The sequence below is a fragment of the Algibacter ulvanivorans genome, from assembly GCF_048381495.1.
GTDB lineage: Bacteria > Bacteroidota > Bacteroidia > Flavobacteriales > Flavobacteriaceae > Algibacter_B > Algibacter_B ulvanivorans.
In genome coordinates, this window is the sequence record NZ_JBLWGD010000001.1 from 398,220 (window position 1) to 417,570 (window position 19,351).

The 19,351-nt window shown below is 33.4% G+C and carries 17 protein-coding genes and 1 tRNA gene; 7 read left to right on the forward strand and 11 right to left on the reverse strand.

Annotation, left to right across the window (positions count from 1 at the left end):
• Positions 1-32 precede the first annotated feature (32 nt).
• The 7 genes from ACNG5D_RS01950 to ACNG5D_RS01980 form a co-directional block, all read right to left on the reverse strand.
• A complete protein-coding gene (locus ACNG5D_RS01950; protein WP_418181817.1) occupies positions 33-782 on the reverse strand; it encodes an SGNH/GDSL hydrolase family protein in 750 nt (249 codons plus the stop codon).
• Between the two features lie 61 nt (positions 783-843).
• A complete protein-coding gene (locus ACNG5D_RS01955; protein WP_418181818.1) occupies positions 844-1,629 on the reverse strand; it encodes a DUF3050 domain-containing protein in 786 nt (261 codons plus the stop codon).
• 78 nt (positions 1,630-1,707) lie between these two features.
• Positions 1,708-2,886, reverse strand: coding sequence for an acyl-CoA dehydrogenase family protein (locus tag ACNG5D_RS01960; protein ID WP_418181819.1), 1,179 nt, complete (start codon positions 2,884-2,886; stop codon positions 1,708-1,710).
• 101 nt (positions 2,887-2,987) lie between these two features.
• Complete coding sequence (locus ACNG5D_RS01965; RefSeq protein WP_418182486.1) at positions 2,988-3,647, reverse strand: tRNA1(Val) (adenine(37)-N6)-methyltransferase; 660 nt, start codon at positions 3,645-3,647, stop codon at positions 2,988-2,990.
• Between the two features lie 59 nt (positions 3,648-3,706).
• Complete coding sequence (gene rimM / locus ACNG5D_RS01970) at positions 3,707-4,237, reverse strand: ribosome maturation factor RimM (RefSeq protein ID WP_418181820.1); 531 nt, start codon at positions 4,235-4,237, stop codon at positions 3,707-3,709.
• Between the two features lie 141 nt (positions 4,238-4,378).
• The gene (locus tag ACNG5D_RS01975; RefSeq protein ID WP_418181821.1) at positions 4,379-4,885 is read right to left on the reverse strand and encodes a 30S ribosomal protein S16; all 507 of its coding nucleotides are present in this window, start codon (positions 4,883-4,885) and stop codon (positions 4,379-4,381) included.
• 89 nt (positions 4,886-4,974) lie between these two features.
• Entirely contained in the window at positions 4,975-6,045 is a 1,071-nt protein-coding gene (locus tag ACNG5D_RS01980; RefSeq protein ID WP_418181822.1) for a lactonase family protein, read from the reverse strand.
• Positions 6,046-6,411: 366 nt separating this feature from the next.
• Between ACNG5D_RS01980 and dnaE the strand changes: the two genes are divergently transcribed.
• Positions 6,412-10,797: a DNA polymerase III subunit alpha gene (gene dnaE / locus ACNG5D_RS01985; RefSeq protein WP_418181823.1), complete on the forward strand. Its 4,386-nt coding sequence runs from the start codon at positions 6,412-6,414 to the stop codon at positions 10,795-10,797.
• Here the strand turns inward: dnaE and ACNG5D_RS01990 are convergent.
• Together ACNG5D_RS01990 and ACNG5D_RS01995 are read right to left on the reverse strand one after the other, a co-directional pair.
• The gene (locus ACNG5D_RS01990; RefSeq protein WP_418181824.1) at positions 10,794-11,399 is read right to left on the reverse strand and encodes a MarR family winged helix-turn-helix transcriptional regulator; all 606 of its coding nucleotides are present in this window, start codon (positions 11,397-11,399) and stop codon (positions 10,794-10,796) included. The genes dnaE and ACNG5D_RS01990 overlap by 4 nt on opposite strands.
• 65 nt (positions 11,400-11,464) lie before the next feature.
• The gene (locus ACNG5D_RS01995; RefSeq protein WP_418181825.1) at positions 11,465-11,698 is read right to left on the reverse strand and encodes a thioredoxin domain-containing protein; all 234 of its coding nucleotides are present in this window, start codon (positions 11,696-11,698) and stop codon (positions 11,465-11,467) included.
• Between the two features lie 194 nt (positions 11,699-11,892).
• Between ACNG5D_RS01995 and trxA the strand changes: the two genes are divergently transcribed.
• The 4 genes from trxA (at position 11,893) to ACNG5D_RS02015 (ending at position 13,921) form a co-directional block, all read left to right on the forward strand.
• Positions 11,893-12,210 carry a thioredoxin gene (gene trxA / locus ACNG5D_RS02000; RefSeq protein WP_418181826.1) on the forward strand — a complete coding sequence of 106 codons (318 nt, stop codon included), beginning with the start codon at positions 11,893-11,895 and terminating at the stop codon, positions 12,208-12,210.
• 84 nt (positions 12,211-12,294) lie between these two features.
• Positions 12,295-12,837 carry a ClpP family protease gene (locus ACNG5D_RS02005; protein WP_418181827.1) on the forward strand — a complete coding sequence of 181 codons (543 nt, stop codon included), beginning with the start codon at positions 12,295-12,297 and terminating at the stop codon, positions 12,835-12,837.
• A complete protein-coding gene (locus ACNG5D_RS02010) occupies positions 12,837-13,769 on the forward strand; it encodes a DUF58 domain-containing protein (RefSeq protein WP_418181828.1) in 933 nt (310 codons plus the stop codon). Before ACNG5D_RS02005 ends, ACNG5D_RS02010 begins: the two co-directional genes overlap by 1 nt.
• A 78-nt stretch (positions 13,770-13,847) precedes the next feature.
• A tRNA-Asp gene (locus ACNG5D_RS02015) sits at positions 13,848-13,921 on the forward strand.
• Positions 13,922-14,309: 388 nt separating this feature from the next.
• Here the strand turns inward: ACNG5D_RS02015 and ACNG5D_RS02020 are convergent.
• On the reverse strand, positions 14,310-15,278 hold the full coding sequence (locus tag ACNG5D_RS02020) for a dihydrodipicolinate synthase family protein (protein WP_418181829.1): 969 nt from the start codon (positions 15,276-15,278) through the stop codon (positions 14,310-14,312).
• A gap of 301 nt (positions 15,279-15,579) precedes the next feature.
• Complete coding sequence (locus ACNG5D_RS02025) at positions 15,580-16,425, reverse strand: AraC family transcriptional regulator (protein WP_418181830.1); 846 nt, start codon at positions 16,423-16,425, stop codon at positions 15,580-15,582.
• A gap of 316 nt (positions 16,426-16,741) precedes the next feature.
• Here ACNG5D_RS02025 and ACNG5D_RS02030 point away from each other — a divergent pair, with 316 nt between their 5' ends.
• Together ACNG5D_RS02030 and ACNG5D_RS02035 are read left to right on the forward strand one after the other, a co-directional pair.
• Entirely contained in the window at positions 16,742-18,325 is a 1,584-nt protein-coding gene (locus ACNG5D_RS02030) for an aldehyde dehydrogenase (NADP(+)) (RefSeq protein WP_418181831.1), read from the forward strand.
• Positions 18,326-18,328: 3 nt separating this feature from the next.
• Entirely contained in the window at positions 18,329-19,336 is a 1,008-nt protein-coding gene (locus ACNG5D_RS02035) for a 4-hydroxyproline epimerase (protein ID WP_418181832.1), read from the forward strand.
• The last annotated feature ends 15 nt before the right edge of the window (positions 19,337-19,351 follow it).

Below are 19,351 nucleotides of genomic sequence, written 5' to 3' on the forward strand. Positions count from 1 at the left end.
TTATTTAGAAACTCTTTTTTTAACATTTTGAACTAATTTTTAAGCTTATCAATTGATAAAGGTAATAGTTTATCTACAAAAAGTGAATAAGCTAACTTAGAAGGGTGAAGACCATCGGTAGCAACGAGGTCTGGGTTTGTTAGGCCTTGACGTGTTATATCTGTAATGTAAACGTAACTTATGTTGTTTTGCAAACAATAGTTTTTAGCAAAGTTATTATACTTGTTTATTTCTTCTGAAATATTTGTGTTACCACGACCAAAAGGCGTGTAAGCATAGTCTGGAATAGATATAACAATAACTTTATTTTTGTTAGATTTTGCTTTTTTTATAGCAGTATTAACAAGCTGCGGAAACTCAGATTGAAAAACCGAAAAAGGCAAACCTTGATATTGGTTATTAACACCAATTAAAAGGGTTACTAAATTGTAATTTTCTGGTACATTGTTAGTGTTTATAGCTTTTTTTAGACCAGATGTTGTCCAGCCCGTTTTTGCAATTAGGTCTAGCTGTATAGAGATGTTAGGGTTTAATCTTGATAATAATCTACTTTTTAGCTGTTCTGGAAAACGACACGTTTCGCAAACACTTTGTCCAATAGTGTAACTGTCTCCTAAGGATAATAGTTTTATACTACTGGGGTTTTCAAAATGTTCCTCTTCAGTTATTTCTTCTGGAGAGAATTCTTTAATAATATTTTGCTCTTGAGAGTTTATAGGTTCACTACTACAACTAAAATTTAACCAAGTAATACAGATAAGTAAATAAAAGTGCTTTTTCATTATTAGCTTTTGTTATACTTACGAACTTGTTGCCTTTTAGGTTTTTAAGAATTTTACCTAATTAGCTTAGTATTAAGTTTTTTTCTTCTATAGATTGCTCAATGGCATTCCACAAAGCAATACGTTTTTGTAGTGCTAAAACAGAAACTTCTTCAGCTTCTTGCCACTTTTTTTTGTCGTTGCCACATAGCTCGGTAATCATTTTCATAGCCATTGGTCCATGCTCATCGGCATCTAATTCAATGTGTCTTTCAAAGTAATAAATAAGTTTAGAGAGATCTATAGACTTTAGGTTGTTTTGAAAATTATTAAGAATTTCAGTAAACATATTTGGAATTAAATCTTCTCTTCCAAAAGTAAAAGCAGCAGCAATTTGATGTGGTTGACCAATGTCGATTAATTGAAAAGTGAAATTTAAAAAATCTTTTATTACCTTATTTAGTTCGCTATTTTTAATAGCAATAAAAACGTTTTTTGTTTCAGAAATGCTTTCTAAAAACGAAGTTATTTGATTGGTGTTAGCCTTAGCGTCTTTCATAGCATTAATATAAAGCTCGTAATGGCTTTGCCTGTTGCCATTGCGGTCTATGTCTGTTTCTTCGGCTAGTACAATCTCGTTAATTAAATATCTTGTTTCTGGAGAGCCAATAGGTATCCAAGGTGTTGTGGTACAGGTTAATTTATTTTGTAACGCTTTTAGTAAAGACATAAAATCCCATACGGCAAATACATGGTGTTGTAAAAAAACTTGTAAATCTTCTACCGTTTTAATTTTATTGTATAGCGGGTGATTTAACAACTCTTTTTGGAGAGGAAGAATTGCTTTGTTAATATGTTTTATAGTCATTTTTGCAATTTTTTTATAAAAATAAAAAATGCCTCTTATAAAATAAGAAGCATGTTATAAAATTTGTTTATTGCTTAATTATTTAAATGCATTTAATCCTGTTACATCTAATCCGGTAATAAGCAAATGTATGTCGTGAGTACCTTCGTAGGTAATAACACTTTCTAGATTCATGGAGTGGCGCATAATAGAATACTCGCCCGTAATACCCATACCGCCTAACATTTGTCTAGCTTCTCTAGCAATATTAATAGCCATGTCTACGTTGTTACGTTTAGCCATAGATATTTGGGCCGATGTTGCTGTACCATTTTCTCGCATAACACCCAAACGCCAAGCTAATAGCTGCGCTTTAGTAATTTCTGTAATCATTTCGGCAAGCTTTTTCTGTTGTAATTGAAATTGCCCTATAGGTTTGCCAAATTGCATACGTTCTTTACTATAACGTAAGGCAGTATCGTAACAATCCATGGCAGCTCCAATAGCGCCCCAAGCAATACCAAATCTAGCAGAGTCTAAGCAGCCAAGTGGCGCACCTAAACCAGATTTGTTAGGTAATAAATTTTCTTTAGGCACTTTTACGTTATCAAAAATAAGTTCGCCAGTTGCAGATGCGCGAAGCGACCATTTGTTGTGGGTTTCTGGAGTTGTAAAGCCTTCCATACCACGTTCAACAATTAACCCATGTATTCTTCCTTCTTCATTTTTAGCCCAAACTACAGCAACTTGAGCAAAAGGCGCATTGCTAATCCACATTTTAGCTCCATTAAGCAAATAATGGTCGCCTTTGTCTTTAAAATTTGTAACCATGCCACCAGGGTTACTACCGTGGTCTGGTTCTGTTAAGCCAAAGCATCCCATCCATTCGCCACTCGCTAATTTTGGTAAATATTTTTTACGTTGGGCCTCGTTACCATATTTCCATATGGGATACATAACTAACGAGGATTGTACCGAAGCTGTTGAGCGCACACCCGAATCTCCACGTTCAATTTCTTGCATTATTAAACCATAACTAATTTGATCTAAGCCTGCACCACCATATTCCATAGGTATATAGGGACCAAAGGCACCAATTTCTGCTAAGCCTCCAATTATTTGTTTAGGAAATTCGGCCTTTTGCGCATAATCTTCAATTATTGGAGATACATCGCGTTTTACCCATTCTCGTGCTGCGTTTCTAACTAGTTTGTGCTCTTCGGTAAGTAACTCGTCTAGATTATAATAATCTGGTGCTTCGAATAAATCTGGCTTCATAAAATTTAATTTTATTCAATTGTCTAACAAATTTATTGAAAATATTGTATAAAAAATAGGTTTTATTGAGGATAAATTAAAAATTTAAGCAAGTAATGAAATTACATTTTTAAATAAAAATCTTTAGTTAGATTAATGTAGGCTTCTGTGTATTGATGCCTATCGGTTTCTATAATTAAAGATTCTATTATTGGTTTGCTTTCGCGGAAAGAAAAAGCTATTAAGCTTCGTTTAATTTCAGAATTTGGATTGCCCTTAACATGTAATTTTCTATTGGGGTAAAGGTTGTATTTTGAAGCTAAATTTGTAAAAGTAATTTCTTCTTTATACGGAATAACTACCGAAAACGTACCTTCTGCTGATAGTAATTTGGAAACACTTTCTATTAAATGATTAAAGGGCATAGCGTCTTGAAACCTTGCTAAATCGCGTTGAGAATTATCTGTTTTGTAGTTTTCTGAATAAAACGGCGGGTTGCAAATTATGACATCGTATTTGTCCTCAATTTCATCTGTAAATTGTTTTAATGATGCATGGTAACAAAATAAGCGGTCGCTCCAAGGCGATTGCTCAAAATTATTTACGCATTGTTCGTGGGCATCGTCATCAATTTCAATAGCATCAATAATTTCAGCAAAGCTTCGTTGTGCAAGCATTAACGATAAAATGCCGGTGCCTGCACCAATATCTAAAATTGAAAACGGGTGTTTTTCAATTGAGGTCCAAGCGCCTAATAAAACACCATCTGTACCAATTTTCATGGCGCATTGGTCTTGGCTTACGGTAAATTCTTTAAATTTAAAGGGTTTTGTAGACACAGTTATGCTTCTAAATATAAATCAATTAAACCTTCTGGAGTATCAACTATAATAGTTTTGTTACTTCTGTTAACTTTTACAATAAACGCATCATTCATAGGTATTAATATTTCAATACCATTTCTATCAATTTCAAAAAGCGATTGTGCTGTAGAGTCGTTAATTGCTTTTATGGTTCCTACTTCTCCAAAGTTTTTATCTAGTATGGTAAAACCAATAACTTCGTGAAAGTAAAATTTATTACCTTCTAGTTTTGGTAGTAAGTCTAGAGGAAGGTAAAGACCGCTTTTCATTATGCTATCGGCATCAGCTTCTGTGTCTACATCTTCAAATTTAATACGAAGTAATTCAGATTTGTGTAATTTAGAGTTTTCAATAAAAAAAGGAACAAGATTATTTCTAAGTTCTAAAAAAACAGCATCTAAATTTTCGTAAAGTTCGGGTTGATCTGTATCGAGTTTTACTAAAATTTCTCCTTTAAAACTATATTTTTTTACAATTTTACCTAAGTAAAAACAATCTTCTTTTTTCATTTTAAAAGCTTTTTTATTTCTGCTAAAGCTAGAATATTTAAAATTATGAAATTCCTTTTTTTAAGGGAATACGCAAAAAACATGTTGCATAAAAAACTCCGATATTTCTATCGGAGTTTAAAAGTATAAAAAAAATGTTTTTTATTCTTCTTCGTTTGTAGCTTCAGTTTCAGCAGCTTCTTCAGTTGCTTCTTCTACAACAGGGGCAGCAGCAGCAATTCTTGCTTCGTTAACCGCTTTTTCTGCAGCTAGAGCTTCAGCTTTAGCTTTAGCATCAGCGTCAGATAAACCATCGGCTTTAGCTTGAATTTTAGCTTCTTTTTCTTCTAACCAAGCAGTAAATTTAGCTTCTGCTTGCTCTTCAGTTAAAGCGCCTTTTCTAACACCGCCTGCAAGATGATTTTTTAATAGAGCACCTTTGTAAGACAATAAAGCTTTTGCTGTATCAGTTGGTTGAGCTCCATTTTGTAGCCATTGTACAGCACCATCAACGTTTAGCTCAACAGTTGCTGGATTTGTGTTTGGGTTGTAAGCACCTAATTTTTCTAGGTATTTACCATCTCTTTTTGAACGTGAATCGGCTGCTACGATCCAGTAATAAGGTTTTCCTTTTTTACCGTGTCTTTGTAATCTAATTTTTACTGGCATAATAATTAATTATTTGAGGTTCTCGACCTCTGTTATTAATAATGAGGGCGCAAAGATACTTCATTATTTGTTAATTACCAGTATTTTATTTAAAATTTTAAACAAACTGGTGAAGGGGTTTCAATACGATGTAAAAACTGTAGTTTGCCAGACTTTTTATTAACACTAAAAACAGAAATATTATTGCTTTTTTGGTTGGCTACTAAAAGAAATTCTCCTGAAGGGTCGAGAGTAAAATTTCTGGGCCAATTACCATAAACACTAATAGTTTGTATTTTTTCTATGGTTCCGTTTATTGTATTTCTTTTAAAAACAGCAATGGTGTTTTCGCCTCGATTAGAACCGTATAAAAAACGCTCGTCTTTAGATAAGTGGATGTCTGCGCAATAACTCTCTTGGGTGTTGTTTTTGTTTAAAGTAGAGTCGTAATCAATTTGTGTAAACCCAGAATCTGTTTTTTTTATAGAAGTAATCGAATTACCATATTCGTTAATAACGTATAAGTATTTGTTGTTTTTAGTAACAGAAAAATGTCTTGGGCCTGGGTTGCCTTCTGTTTTTACAATTGAAGAAGATTTTAGGTTGTATAAACTATCGTTTAAAACATATTGGTAAATGGCATTTTTACCTAAATCTGCAACAAATAGGTTATTGTTATGAAATTGTGCAGAATGAGCTCTGGCTGGTTTTTTATCGTCATTATTATTATGATTAAATATTTGACTGGCTTTATTTAAGCTTCCGTTATCATTTACGTTGTAAAGTGAAATGGAGCCACCTGTATAATTAGAAACCACAACTTTATTTCCAGCTTCATTTACATTTACATGACAAGGGCTTTTACCATTACTGCTTTGCGAGTTTATAAACTCTAAGCTACCATTGGTATTTATTTTAAAAGCTGTTATGGCATTTGTTTCTCCTTCGCCAACGGCATATAAGTATTTTTTGTTTGGAGAAAATGCTATATATGAAGGGTTATTGGTAGTAGCAGCTAATTGTTTATTAGAGAGTGCACCAGTTTTTGTGTTAAAATGGAATTTGTAAATCCCTTCGCTTTCGCCATTTGTATAGGTGCCAACATATAAAGTTGTGCTTTTAGGTGCGCAGTTTAATAAAGTAAGAGGAACTATTAATAAAAATAACTGTTTAATGCTCATAAACTAAAAAAATTTAGGTTCTAAATTATAACAATTTTTTAAAAAATTATACATGTATAGATAATGAGTTTTGGTTTTTAAATAAAATAGTGTTTTGGTTTGTGTTTTTTATAGATTATGCAAAAATGAAAATATACCCTGCATTGGGTATTTTTTTAAACTAAAAAGGATTGTAAGTTTGTCATGCTATTAATGATTCTTAGGGAGAATTATATAAAGTGCTTCATTTATAAATTTATAAAGAAGCACTTTTTTTGTTTATAATTGTTTATAACTTCATTTTATAAAAGAGACTTTTTATGCGTACTTTTATAGGCTAGGTTTTCGTTTTTTAAACGACTAAATATCAAACAATTTTCACCAATTATGTACTTAATTTTCGATACAGAAACTACTGGATTACCAAAACGCTGGGATGCACCAATAACAGATACCGATAATTGGCCAAGATGTATTCAAATTGCATGGCAATTGCATGACGGTATGGGAAATTGTATTGAAAGTCAAGATTATTTAGTGCAACCCGAAGGGTTTAATATACCTTATGATGCCGAGAAAATTCATGGTATTTCTACCGAATTGGCACAAGAGCAAGGCGTGCCACTTGCCGAGGTTTTAGAAAAGTTTAATGAAGCTTTAAAAAAAACCAAGTTTGTTGTTGGGCAAAATGTAAAATTCGACCTAAATATTATGGGAGCCGAGTTTGTTCGTGGCAATATTGAAAACTCTTTGCAAGAATTACCTGTTTTAGATACTTGTACAGAACATACAGCAAGTTTATGCCAAATTCCTGGAGGGCGTTATGGCAAATTTAAACTGCCAACATTAACAGAACTACACGAGTTTTTATTTAATGAGCCTTTTGCAGAAGCCCATAATGCAACGGCCGATGTTGAGGCTACAACACGTTGTTTTTTAGAGCTTATTAGGCTGGGCGAATACACTAAAACGCAACTTGAGGTTGAACCAGATTATTTCCAGAATTTTAAACAAGAAAACCCCGAAGCCATTCAGCTTATTGGGTTAAAGCATATTAACTTAAAAAAAGAAAGTGCTAAAATTCGAGCCCGTTTAGAAAAGGCAAAATCTAGTATTTCTTCTGAAGATATTAACCAAAATGTATCCGATTTAGCTGATGTCGATTTTGTGCATTTGCATAACCATTCGCAATTTTCAGTATTGCAATCTACAATGGGGGTTGCCGATATTGTTTCGGCAGCAGCACAATACAATATGCCAGCTGTAGCATTAACAGATCATGCAAACATGATGGGCGCATTCCATTTTGTAAATGCAGTTAATAAGCATAACAAAAGTGCAGAAGCTAAAATAGCCGAAGCAAAAGAAAAAGGTGAAACTACCCAAGTAAAAACAATTAAACCAATAGTTGGTTGCGAGTTTTTTGTTTGCGAAAATCATGCCGACAAAACCAGAAAAGATAATGGCTATCAAATTGTTTTAATTGCTAAAAATAAAAATGGCTATCACAATTTAGCAAAACTATCATCGCATGCTTTTGTTGATGGGTTTTACTATTTACCAAGAATTGATAAAAAATTAATTCAGCAGTATAAAGAAGATATCATTGTATTAACAGGTAATTTATATGGAGAAGTACCAAGTAAAGTATTAAATGTTGGCGAAAATCAAGCCGAAGAAGCTCTGTTATGGTGGAAAGAAGAGTTTGGAGACGACCTGTATGTAGAGCTTATGCGCCATAACCAAGAAGACGAAAACCGTGTAAACCCAACATTAATAAAGCTAGCAAAAAAGCATCATGTTAAACTTGTTGCATCAAATAATACCTATTATCAAAATAAAGAAGATGCTAATGCGCACGATATTTTATTGTGTGTAAAAGATGGAGAAAAGCAAGCTACACCTATAGGGCGCGGCCGTGGTTATCGGTATGGACTGCCAAATCAAGAATATTATTTCAAGTCTACCGAAGACATGAAAAAATTATTCCACGATGTTCCAGAAGCCATTATAAATATACAAGATGTTGTTAATAAAATAGAAGCCTTTCAATTAGCGCGAGATGTTTTATTACCAGCTTTCGATATTCCAGACCAATTTAAACATGAAGAAGATGAAGCCGATGGAGGAAAACGAGGAGAAAATGCATACTTAAAACATTTAGTTTACGAAGGTGCAAAAAAACGCTATGGCGAACCTTTAACCGAAGAGGTAATAGAACGTTTAGACTTTGAGCTAAGTGTAATAGAAAACACAGGATATCCAGGGTATTTTTTAATTGTTGAAGATTTTATTCGAGAAGCTAGAAATATGGATGTGTCTGTTGGGCCTGGTCGAGGTTCGGCAGCAGGTTCTGTAGCAGCGTATTGTTTATGGATTACAAATATAGACCCCTTAAAGTACGATTTGCTTTTTGAGCGTTTCTTAAATCCAGACCGTATTAGTATGCCCGATATTGATATTGATTTTGATGATGAAGGCCGAAGCCGAGTAATGGATTACGTGATTGAAAAATATGGTGCCAACCAAGTAGCTCAGATTATAACTTATGGTACCATGGCCGCAAAATCGTCAATTCGAGATACAGCACGTGTTTTAGATTTGCCTCTATTTGACGCCGATAGAATAGCAAAGCTAATTCCAACCATGTCTAAACTAGGAAAGATTTTTGGTTTAGACGAAAAAGAATTAGGAAAGAAATTTAGAGCCGAAGATCTAGAAAAAGTTAACGAACTTTTAAATATAGCAGATGGTAGCGATTTACAAGCAGAAACAGTAAATCTTGCCAGAACACTAGAAGGATCGGTAAGAAACACAGGAATTCATGCCTGTGGTGTTATAATTACGCCAGATGATATTACCAAATTTGTTCCCGTTTCTGTAGCCAAAGATTCCGATTTATACGTAACCCAGTTCGATAATTCGGTAGTTGAAGATGCAGGGTTATTAAAAATGGATTTTTTAGGTTTAAAAACACTAACCTTAATTAAAGATACTGTTAAAATTGTTAAGGTAAAACACAATATCTTACTCGATCCAGAATCATTTCCGCTTGACGATGAAGAAACATATGCATTGTTCCAGCGTGGAGAAACAGTAGGGGTATTCCAATACGAATCTCCAGGAATGCAAAAACACTTGCGTGATTTAAAGCCTACCGTTTTTGAAGATTTAATAGCCATGAATGCTTTGTATAGGCCAGGTCCAATGGAATACATTCCTAGTTTTGTTCGAAGAAAACATGGTGATGAGGAAATTGAGTACGATTTACCTGCCATGGAAGAATACCTTAAGGAAACTTACGGTATTACAGTATACCAAGAGCAGGTTATGCTGCTCTCGCAAAAATTAGCCGATTTTACCAAAGGCGAAGCCGATATTTTACGTAAAGCCATGGGTAAAAAGCAAATTGCTGTACTTGATAAAATGAAACCTAAGTTTATTGAACAAGCTACAGCTAACGGGCACGATGCCAAAATTCTCGAAAAAGTTTGGAAAGACTGGGAAGCCTTTGCAAGTTACGCATTTAATAAATCGCACTCTACATGTTATGCATGGATAGCCTACCAAACAGCCTATTTAAAAGCTCATTATCCAGCAGAATATATGGCAGCCGTACTTTCAAACAACATGAACGATATAAAACAAGTAACATTTTTTATGGAAGAATGTAAACGTATGAAGTTAGATGTACTTGGCCCAGATATTAACGAGAGTTACTATAAATTTTCTGTAAACCAAGATAATGCCGTACGTTTTGGTATGGGAGCTATAAAAGGCGTTGGGCACGGGGCAGTAATAACTATAGTAGAAAATAGAAAAAAGGACGGGCATTATAAATCTATATTCGATTTTGCAAAACGAATAGATTTGAGAGCGGCCAATAAAAGAGCTTTCGAGAACTTAGCTTTAGCAGGAGGTTTTGATGGTTTGGGAGACACGCATAGAGCTCAATATTTTCATGACGATGGCGATGGGATTACCTTTTTAGAAAAGGCTATAAAGTTTGCCCAAAAATATAAAGAAAACGAAAATTCGGCACAAATAGATATGTTTGGCGAGCAAAGTAGCGTACAATTTTCAGAACCTGAAGTGCCACCATGCGAAGAGTGGGGCACAATGGAAAAATTAAGTAAAGAGCGCGAAGTTGTTGGGGTTTATATTTCTGGACACCCGTTAGATGATTTTAAAACCGAAATGAAAACTTTTTGTAACGCTACTGTTGGTATGTTTAATACGTTAGAGCCTTATGTAAATAGAGAATTAGTATTTGGTGGTGTTGTTACCGATGTGCAGCATCGTGTAAGTAAACAAGGCAAAGGTTGGGCTATGTTTACTATTGAAGATTATACAGATAGCTATGAATTTAGAATTTTTGGAGAAGAATATTTAAAATTTAGGCATTTTTTGCTTAAAAATAGTTTTGTATTTGTTAAAACCTATGTGCGCGAAGGTTGGGTAAATAAAGACACCGGAAAGCGAAGTGATCCTCGTTTGCAATTTAATAGTTTTCAATTACTGCATGATGTTATGGAAAACTACGCCAAAAAACTATCAATACAATTAGATATTAGAGATTTAAGCGAACAAAAAATAACAGCCTTAAAAGAGTTAATACACATGCACCCAGGAAATCAAGCATTAAACTTTTTGGTGTACGATATGAATGAAAAAATTAAATTAAACATGTCTAGCAGAAGGCAAAAAGTAAAAGTTTGTCAAGAACTTATAAGCGAGTTAGAGTCTCAACATGTTAAGTTTAAGCTAAATTAAATTTTGTTTTCAAACTCACTACAATCAACTCTAATTTCAGAGTTTTGTAATGGCTTGTTTAATAAATTACAAAAATGCTTTTGGTTTGTTTTGTTGTAAAACTTGCAGGCATAACAAGTACGTTGTACAGTTAAAATTCCAATTTTATTAAGTTTATAAATAAGTTGGCTAATGGTATTAAAAGTTTGCTCTAAATTAGTGTTGTCTATGTGCTCTAACTGTTTTTTTAAAGGGTGAGCAAAATTTTCGGTTTTTAAAACTGTGTTTTTTCCAGATTCTGATAATGTAATAGAATAACTTCTACTATCTGCGGTTGACGATGTTTTTTCAATCAACCCCTTTTTACTTAAAATACGCACAGCATCGCTAATAGTGGGTTTTGTAACATTAAATTCTTTTGCCAAATGACTCACGTTACAAAACGCTATATTATGGTATTTAATAAAAATAAGTATTTGAATTTGAATTGGGCTTAATCCTAAAAGCTTAGCTTGTTCCCAGAGCAAAACTTTAAAAGCTTCAGAAATACGCTCTAGTCCAGCAATAATTTTACTTGAAATAACACTTTCTTGATGGTTAGGGTTAAATATACTTTCGCTCATAAAAATGCCTGCCAATAGTTTTAACGGCAGGCAAAGTTAGTAATCCTAACTAATAAAAGCAAAAATTATGCTTTAACATCATCCATAGAAGCTCCAAAGTTAATATGTAAAACATTTCCGTTAGGAGTTACTAAAGCTGGAACAGATTTTACACCCGCAGCTTCAGCTTCATTTATCCTCGAAGCATTTTCGCCAACATGTACAATCTCTACATTGTTTTCGCCAATTAATTTAATAATGTCTTGCTCTGCGCTAACACAAACAGGACACCCTGCATGATAAAAAATGGATTTACTCATAATATATATTTTTAAAATTATTATACAACAAATATAGTAAGGATTCCTAACCAAAAAAATAATTTTTTAAAAAATTAAATAAAGCTAACCAATGGCATTATAAGTAAAACAAATTGTTGCTTTGTAAGCAATCGGTTTTTTTTTGACTAAATTTGTGTAATTAAATAGAATTAAACACATTAAATATAAATATTATGGCATTAGAAATAACAGATGCGACTTTTGAAGAAACAGTATTAAAAAGCGATAAACCAGTATTGGTAGATTTTTGGGCAGCTTGGTGTGGGCCTTGTAGAATGGTAGGTCCTATTATTGAGCAAATTAGCGACGAGTACGATGGTAAGGCTATTGTAGGAAAGGTAGATGTTGATGCCAATCAAGAGTTTGCAGCAAAATATGGTGTACGTAATATACCTACAGTTTTAGTTTTTCAAAATGGCGAGGTTGTTGGTCGTCAAGTAGGTGTAGCACCAAAAAATGCATATACAGATGCTATTGATGGGCTTTTATAATTGTTAAACCCAAAAAGAATATTAAAAAGGTTTGCCATTATGGTAAACCTTTTTTTATTTTAGATAAAAATAATAGAAAAAATTATGAGTAAGCCAGTAAAAGTACAAGATGCTATTGATAGTAAATTAATAGAACAACGTAAAGTGTTTTTGTGGGGGCAAGTAGACGATGACTCTGCAAAACATGTTATAGATAGATTAATGTATTTAGATGCTTTACAGACTAGCGATATTACATTATATATTAATAGCCCAGGCGGATACGTAACCTCTGGTTTTGCTATTTACGATTGTATAAAATCATTAAACAGTCAAGTCTCTACAATATGTACTGGTTTTGCTGCTTCAATGGGGTCGTTAATTTTATCAGCAGGAACAAAAGGTAAACGTTTTATTCAAACCCATGCTCGTGTAATGATACATCAGCCAAGTGGAGGCGCGCGTGGTCAAGCAAGTGATATTGAAATTACGGCTAAAGAGATTATATTAACAAAAGAGTTAAGCGCACAAATATTAGCCGATAACTGTGGGCAAACTTTTGATAAAGTAATGAAAGATTTTAACCGCGATCATTGGATGGGAGCTAAAGAGTCTGTAGACTACGGAATTGTAGATGAAATAATATAATGAATTTACAAAGCGAACTTAATAAAGCAGAAGGTTTTAAAAACCTTGAATTACTCGCTAAACAAGTAGTAGAGGGTTTTATATCTGGAATGCATAAAAGTCCATTTCATGGGTTTTCGGCAGAGTTTGCAGAACATAAAATTTATAACCAAGGCGAAAGTACACGACATATAGATTGGAAGTTATTTGCTAAAACCGATAAGCTTTACACTAAGCGTTATGATGATGAAACAAACCTACGTTGTCATTTAATTATAGACAATAGTAGCTCAATGCATTACCCTAAACTAGATAGGTTTTCAATAGATAGTTTAAATAAAATAGGATTTTCTGCATTGGCAGCAGCATCGTTAATGCATATTTTAAAAAAACAACGCGATGCAGTTGGTTTAAGTATTTATAGTGATAATTATGATTATTATGCACCAGAAAAAGGGAGTGAACGGCATCATCAAATGCTATTAAATCATTTAAACGAAGCTGTAATTTCTAAACCTAAAAATAAACAAACCGAAACATATAAATATTTGCATGAAATAGCAGAAAAAATTCATAGGCGTTCTTTAATTTTTTTATTTACAGATATGTTTCAAACTTCAGAAGACGAAACAAAGCTCTTCGAAGCTTTAAGACATTTAAAATATAATAAACATGAAGTTGTGTTGTTTCATGTATTCGATAAAGAAAAAGAACAAAAATTTAATTTTGATAATAAGCCAAAACGCTTTGTAGATGTTGAAACTGGAGCATATGTTAATTTATATGCAGACGCTATAAAAGAAAGCTATACAAAAACAGTTAGTGCATATTTTGAAACATTACGACTAAAATGCGCGCAATACAAAATAAAATACGTTGAAGCCAACATAAATAAAAATTTTAATAATGTGCTTACTACCTATATGTTAGAACGGCAAAAGTTTGCTGGATAAAAAAAAAATGAAAAAAAAATAAAAAAAGGTTTGCGATATAAAAAAAGGCGTGTATATTTGCAACCGCAATAATGCAACGGTCTGGTAGTTCAGTTGGTTAGAATGTCGCCCTGTCACGGCGAAGGTCGCGGGTTCGAGTCCCGTCCAGACCGCGAAAAGCTCTCAAGAAATTGAGAGCTTTTTTTGTTTTGATAGCTTTAGTTTTTTTAATTGCTTACGGGTCAAGACAAATTGAGATCATGCCCAAAAGTTGTGTTTAGTCAAAAAAATGAGTTTATCTAAAGAGGAAGAATTAGGCGTTTTTAACGTTTCTAAACGCTTTAATTTATGTATTAAAGGATTATACTTCTATTGATAAAGTAATTCCAGAAACCGTTAATTACTTTTTCAGGTATCCTCAGTCTTCCTTTTTGATTTTAGACGGTACCACACTATATTTTCTTTAAAGCACTTCTAAAATCAATAATGTATAGCTAAATAAAAAGAAAAAAAAGCTCCGTTTTTACAGAGCTTTTTTATATAATATTTAAAAGCAATAAACTATAATAAATCTAAAGCTTTAAGTCTTTTTTTTGCTAGAGTATATCTTGCTTGAACATCATCAATTTGTTGTTGCGTTAATTTTATACCATAGGTACGAAGCCCTCCATCTATATCATTATGATGAATACCCATAGCAAGTTTAAGGTACTCCATAAGTAGTGGCTGGCCATCCAGATACGATATGGAATTTAAAGCCTGAGAGATTTTGTTTGCCTCAGCCCATTCTCCATTTAAAACATGCTCCTGCATAGTAACGCTTGCTTTTGGGAAAATAACACCTACACCTGTAATACCACCACTAGCTCCAGCAAGTCCGGCGTGTACAGTAACTGTGTCAACCCCTGCCAAAACTTTTAAATCTTTATTCTCTAACATTAAAGTTTCAATAATTGAAACATCTATAGTCGATATTTTAAGAGCAGTTACATTAGGTAGAGCAGAAATTCTTCGAAGAAGATTAGTTGATATGGCATGATATCCAGCAGCATCAGGATTGTTATAAGGCATAATTGTTATGCCTATATTTCTTGCAGTTGCTTCAGCAAGTTCAAAGTAATCATACATTTCATCATCAGATGGAATCGCCTTAGTTTTAGGCGGCATTACCATGACTGTATTCACTCCAACTGTTGCAAGACCTTCAACGATTTTAGCAAGTTCTTCCTTGGTTTCAGCCGCAGCTCCACTAATCAAAGGTACATTGTATTCTTTCGCAACGTCAGCAAGGGCTTTAAGTAAAGAAAGGCGCTGTTCAAAGCTCAGGTAGCTATTCTCACCTAGAGTGCCAGAGCCAACAAGTCCGCCCATCCTACTTCCTCCTTTTCCTTGAACTTTTAAAACATCTGCAGCGTATTTTTTTGTGGCATCTAGGTCAATTTCAAGGGTACCTGATTTTGACTCCTTCAGCCAGGTAAACACGGCTGGCATAACGCTATGCCTCCAATTTGGGTTATTTGTTTCTTTCATATTTCTCATTATCTAAAATTAACCTAAATAAACATTTTTTAATTAATGTCTTAGGCAAAAGTATAATGTAAAACCTAATTTAAAGAAGCATTGTTAACATAAAGCGATACTATATTAACTTATTTTTTAGTGTTTTGTTAAAAAACAAGGTAGTTGTAATTCCTTTAGAGTAGATTATAGATTTTAAACCTAAAGTAAACTAATGGGATGAATTTTATAATTATTTCGTAAAACAAGGTGCTTCAGGGCTAATGCTTTTGGGGTGTAGTGACGCTAAAGAATAATTTAGGTGTCTATTTTATTAAAACTTTTGTAATCTGTAATGAGATGGTGTTATGCCTTTAATTTCTTTAAATTTCCGATTAAAATTAGCAGTGTTGTGAAATCCGCATAATTCAGAAATGGAAGCAATGGATTGGTCTAGATTGTTGTTGAGTAGTTTACACGCATTTTCAATTCGTATTTCTATTAAAAATTGAAAAAACGTTTTATTAGTACGTTTTTTAAAATAGCGACAAAAAGCGTTTCTACTCATATTGGCTATTTCAGATATATCTTTTAAGGTAATAGGCTCCATATAATTTTCCATGGCGTAATTAAATACATCATTCATGCGTTTGCCTTCATCGTCGGTGTATTTCTTTTTGTAGATAAATGATGATAAAGGCGTTTTTTCGGCTTTGGTAATAAGGTCAATAATCCTTAAAAGGCTACTAATACGTTGAACTTTATTCTGATTTTTTAATTTTAAAAAAAGTTTAATAATTTTATTCTTCGGAATTAATATTTTCATCCCGTATTCAGATGCATTAAAAAAATCACTTATAATTTCCATATCAGGCAAATCGAAGAAATGTTTACCAAAAGATTTTTTATTAAAAAACAACGTGTAAACTACAGTTTCATCAGAAAACTTAGTATCTGTTTTAAACACATGAGGTAAATAGCCTCCTAATACAAGAATGTCGTTTGGAGAAAAAGTATTAATTGTATCTCCAACTATAAGCGTTCCAGCACCTTTTTCAACATAGCTAATTTGTATTTCACTATGTTGGTGTAATTTATTGTATAATACTTTTAACCGTTCTTCCTGATATACTAATGCTTCATTATCTGGCTTCGGAATTTTAAATGGAAGGACCTTCATAACCTACTGTTTGTGCAAATATTGTTTAAATTTTTTATAAAAACCATATTTGTATGGTAATATAGTATTATTATGTGCTAATTATAGCGGTGTTAAATTTGTAAATATGGTCTATTTTTGTTCATATCTAGAGTAAATATTACTAGATTGTAAAATAATAAATGTTTACTTAAAATGAAGTATTCATAAAATTAACAAATCATTGTTTTGGTAAGGTGAAGCAATGGTTGGTGGTTTTGAAAAAGATGTAAAACATTGTATTACGATAACAAAAAAAAGGCATAAGTGTTTAGTAAACACTAAATAAAATTAAACTATGATTACAGGAAAAAACCAAATAGGAAATAAATTGTCAGCTAAAGGGAATAAAACGTTTAAAACTTTTAACCCTTTATTAAATATTGAAAATGAATGGGAGTTAACAGAAGCAAGTGCAGATGAAGTTAAGGAAGCTGCACAATTAGCGGCAACAGCATTTACAACCTATTCGAAAATTTCAGGTGAGAAAAAGGCAGTGTTTTTAAGAGCTATTGCAACTGAAATTGAAGCGTTAGGAGATACTTTATTAGAAGTGTATTCAGCCGAAAGTGGTTTGCCAGGAGGAAGAGCAGCAGGCGAAAGAGGCCGAACCTTAGGGCAATTACGTGCCTTTGCTAATCATATTGAAGAAGGCAATTGGGTAGATGCATCAATAGATACAGCACAACCAGATCGCCAACCAATTCCAAAAGTAGATTTAAGAAAAATGAACATTGCCCTTGGTCCAGTTGCTGTTTTTGGAGCATCAAACTTTCCTTTAGCATTTTCAACTGCAGGAGGCGATACAGCAGCAGCATTAGCAGCTGGTTGTCCTGTAATTGTAAAATCGCACCCCATGCATGCAGGAACAGGAGATTTAGTAGCTTCGGCAGTTATAAAAGCAGCAGAAAAAACAGGAATGCCAAATGGTGTTTTTTCAAACTTAAATAGTAGTGGTATTGAGGTAGGTCAATTATTAGTTCAAGATCCAAATGTAAAAGCTGTTGGCTTTACAGGAAGTATAAAAGGTGGTCGAGCTTTGTATGATTTAGCTGCTAAACGAGAAGAACCTATTCCGGTATTTGCAGAAATGGGTAGTATTAATCCGGTTGTTCTTTTGCCAAAAGCACTACAAAACAGAGCTACAGATATAGCTAAAACATATTCAGGTTCTATCACTTTAGGAACAGGGCAATTTTGTACCAATCCAGGTTTAATTTTAGGAATAAAATCGGAAGGGTTAACAACTTTTGTAAATACTTTAGCCAAAGAAATAGTAAAAGTAGAGCCTTCTTCTATGTTACACCCTAACATAGCTGGAGCTTATGAAACAAATAAAAATAAAGCATTGTCGCAAAACGGATTAGAGGTTTTAGCAGATTATACGTCTGAGGTAAAGCCAAATTACGCTAAACAAGTGGTAACAACTGTTAGTGGACATGAGTTTTTAATTAATCCTACGTTGCATCATGAAGTTTTTGGACCGTATTCTATGGTAGTACAATGCGAAAATGAAAATCAGTTGCAAGCCGTTATTTCAAATTTAGAAGGACAACTTACAGGAACAATTATTTCAGACGATAACGAAGTTAAAGCATATGGTTCTATAGTAAACACCTTAGAGAATAGAGTGGGGAGAATTATTTTTAATGGAGTTCCAACCGGTGTAGAAGTTTGTCCTTCAATGCTACATGGTGGACCATACCCAGCATCAACAGATAGTCGTTTTACAGCAGTAGGAGTAGATTCAATTAAACGCTTTGTTAGGCCTTTTAGTTACCAAGATTGGCCAAATGAATTACTTCCAAACGAATTAAAAAATGAAAACCCTCTGGGTATTTCTAGAGTTGTAAATGGAACAATAACTAAAGATAAGATTTAATTCATGGCTAGAAGCACTTTTGTTTGTATTGATGCACATACCTGTGGAAACCCGGTAAGAGTAGTAAAAGCAGGAGGTCCAAATTTAATTGGCGCTAGTATGAGTGAAAAGCGTCAGCATTTTTTAAAAGAATACGATTGGATACGTAAAGGTTTAATGTTTGAGCCCCGAGGGCATGATATGATGAGTGGTTCTATTTTATTTCCGCCACACAATCCTGAAAACGATTTTGCTATTTTATTTATAGAAACTTCGGGTTGTTTACCTATGTGTGGTCATGGCACTATTGGCACCATTACCATAGCTATTGAAGAAGGTTTGGTAATTCCAAAAACTCCTGGAAAAATTAAAATGGAAGCGCCAGCAGGTTTGGTTGATATAGAATATCAGCAAACGGGTAATAAAGTAGATTGGGTAAAATTAACCAATGTAAAAAGTTATTTAGCTGCAGAAAATTTAACCATTGATTGCCCAGAGTTAGGTGAAATTGTCTTCGATGTTTCTTATGGGGGTAATTATTACGCTATTGTAGATCCTCAAAAAAACTTTTCAGGAATTCAAGATTTTTCTGCAAGTAAAATAATTCAATATTCACAGGAAGTAAGGCAGAAAATTAATGAGAAGTATCCAAACATGTTTGTTCATCCAGAAAATGAAACGATTAGAGATGTGTCTCATATGTTGTGGACAGGAACTCCAATAGATCCAACATCGTCTGGGAGGAATGCTGTTTTTTATGGTGATAAAGCTATAGATAGATCACCTTGCGGAACAGGCACTTCTGCAAGATTAGCTCAATTACATGCCAAAGGAAAATTGAAATTAGGCGAACCTTTTATTCACGAAAGTTTTATAGGAAGTAAGTTTATTGGTAAGGTAGAACAGGAAACCATGCTTGCAGGGAAAAAATCTATTATACCAAGTATTCAAGGATGGGCAAGAATTACGGGTTACAACACCATTATTATTGATGATAATGACCCTTATGCACACGGATTTCAAGTAATTTAATTGTTTTTAAGTTAA